The 2,333-nt window shown below is 68.4% G+C and carries 2 protein-coding genes; both read right to left on the minus strand.

Annotated elements, in window-relative coordinates:
- Positions 1–110: 110 nt before the first annotated feature.
- A complete protein-coding gene (locus A9X01_RS28120; protein WP_065123851.1) occupies positions 111–527 on the minus strand; it encodes a ketosteroid isomerase family protein in 417 nt (138 codons plus the stop codon).
- 16 nt (positions 528–543) lie between these two features.
- A partial coding sequence (locus tag A9X01_RS28125) for an oxidoreductase (protein ID WP_065123852.1) occupies positions 544–2,333 on the minus strand: 1,790 nt, incomplete at its 5' end.

Consider the following 2,333-nt stretch of genomic DNA (forward strand, 5'->3'; position numbering starts at 1 on the left):
CACCCCCGAGAGCGTAGCGTCGGGGGGGCGCGGAGTTGTGTATAAGCGACCCCGCTAAAGCCCCCGACACGCCGCGCGTGCGGGGGCTTTAGCGTCTGCTCGCGCAGGGCCTACTCCTGCCCGAACTTCATCATGTCCATATTCCAGTACCCGCGCATATTGGTGATCAGGCCCTCGTCGTTCACACGGTAGGTGAACACCCCGCGCACGCTGCTGGTGAAGCCGCCCTCAAACTTGCTGTCCAGCACCAGGATATGAGCGATCTCATGCGGCGAGCTGGACGGGAAGGTTTCCTCGCAGGTGATGGTCAGGTTGTTGGCCGCAATGTTGGTGTCGTAGAAGGTGGCGACACCCTCCTTGCCCTTCACTCCCGTGCCGTCGGGGTTGGTGACCGACTTGCCGATCGGGTCCTCGACCACCACGTCATCGGCCATCAACGCCAGCCAACCCTCGCGATCATGCGCCTGCACGCACCGCCACGACGACTGCGAAGCGGTCAACGCCGGGGACTCGACGGTTTGTGTCATTGCGTTCTCTCCTTCTCTAAATGGCACACGCGGCGCGGGCGCCCTCTTCGGTGGCTTTGCGGATCAGGCCCAAACCAGTGCAGTCGCCGGCGGCGTGCACCTCGACGCCGGGCATGGCCGCAACCAGATCATCGAACAGCGCGGTGTCGGGCTCGACGGTGCCGGCCAGCACGACGCTGTCCGCGGCCAACTGGCGGACCGTCCCGCCGGCGGGAGTGAACACCACCGCGCTTCGCGTGATCCGCTCGACGGCGGCGCGAACGTGCACCGTCACTCCCAGGCGGTCCAGCCGGTCCATGTGCTCGGTCTTTCGCTTGTTGCCGATCTCGGGTGCGATATCTTTGCCCGTCTCCACGATCGCGACCAGCCGTCCGCGTCGGGCCAAGAACTCGGCGAGTTCCAGCGCCACCAGGTCACCACCGATGATCGCGACCCGCCGACCTACCGGCAACCACACCCGGGTCGCCGCCCGCACCGCGGCCGGGCGCATCAATCGCTGACGCCAACCGCCCACCAGCCGCCCGCCCATCTCCCGCAAGCCCGGCCCGGTGAGCACGTGCGGCAGGTCAGCCCCCGGGACAGCCGGCACCGCGACGCGACCTCCGGTGGCCACCACCACCGCGTCGGGGGCCGCGGCAACCACGTTTTGGGCCGAAACAGATTGTCCCAGCCGCACTTCCACCGAGCCAAGCTTGATTTCGTCGCACAGATAGCGCAGGAAGGGCTGGTTCTCCGGATGCAGAACGCTGGCCCAGCGCAGCGCGCCACCCAGCTGTTCGGCACCCTCGAACAGAGTCACTCGGTGCCCGCGTTCCGAGGCCACCCGGGCGGCCTCCAACCCGGCCGGCCCGCCGCCGATCACCACCACCCGTTTGGCGGGCACCGCCCGCGGTGTCGCAAGTTCGCGCTCTCTGCCGGTCCGCGGATTGACGGCGCAGTCGACCGAAAACCGTTGTTCCATTGCGTCGATGCAGTTTTCGCACGAGATGCACCTGCGCACCCGATGCGCTTGCCCGGCCCGAAGCTTGCGCGGCAGCTCGGGGTCGGCGAGCAGCGGACGGCCCATCGCGATGAAATCGGCGCGGCCGTCGGCCAGGATCTGTTCGGCACGGGCGGGATCGTGGATACGCCCGACGGCGATCACCGGCACGTCGACCACCTGCTTGACCGCCGCTGCGGCGCCGATGTTCACCTCGTCCCCGTCGTCAGCGCCGTTGACCATCCCGGTGACGAGGCGATCGATGACGCCACCGCTAACGTGGAACGCGTCCACCCCGGCGGCCACGAGTTCGGGTGCCGCTGCAGCGGTTTCGTAGATCGGCCGCCCGCCGGCCACCCGTTCGTACCCGGATATGCGCAGCGTGATCGGCAGCGCGTCGCCGATCTCGGACCGGATCGCGGCCAGCGTCTCCAGCACGATCCGCAACCGCCCGCGCGCCGAGTGGCCGCTGTACTCATCGGTGCGCCGATTGCGCTGGGGGGCAAGGAAAGAACCCAGCAGCATGTAGCCGTGCGCGGCGTGCAGTTCAAGTCCGTCGTAGCCCGCCTCGACGGCGCGCCGCGCCGCAGCCTTGAACAAGTCCAGCACCTCGACCAGCTGATCCGCGGTGATCTCCACCGACGGACGGCCGGTGAGATACGACGGAATCACCGAGGGGCCAAGCGAGGTGACGCCGAACATCTCCGGACCCAGCCCGTCGGGTCCGGCGTGCACGATCTGCGGCTGTATCTTGGCCCCGTGTTCGTGCACCACGTCCACCAGCGCGCGGTGCGCGTCGACGGCGGCGTCCGTGGCCAGGTGCAGGC

Source organism: Mycobacterium asiaticum (genome assembly GCF_001668675.1).
Taxonomy (GTDB): Bacteria; Actinomycetota; Actinomycetes; order Mycobacteriales; family Mycobacteriaceae; genus Mycobacterium; species Mycobacterium asiaticum_D.